We start from the raw sequence: 233 nt of genomic DNA on the forward strand, positions 1-233 counted from the left end.
TCATGTCAGCGTCGATCGACAGATGCATCTTGCGCCACGGCGTGCGCGCGGCCTTCTGCCGTACTTTTCCTCGTACCACTGGCTCGCCCGCCCAAAGCTCAATCCCGTGCTGTCGACGATGAGACTAATCGTCTCGCCGCGCCCGAGACGCCGGGCCAGTTGTTCGCAACGCTGCGTGACGCTCACCTCCAGTGAAGCGAACCGTTCGGCCAGCTGACTGGCGCTGGGCACCA

1 pseudogene is annotated in these 233 nt (G+C 63.9%); it reads right to left on the minus strand.

Annotated features, from left to right (window positions below):
- Positions 1-233 (minus strand): annotated as a pseudogene (locus AB4Y34_RS42560) (hypothetical protein); the annotation flags it as partial.

Source organism: Paraburkholderia sp. BR10954 (assembly GCF_040965775.1).
Lineage (GTDB): Bacteria > Pseudomonadota > Gammaproteobacteria > Burkholderiales > Burkholderiaceae > Paraburkholderia > Paraburkholderia youngii.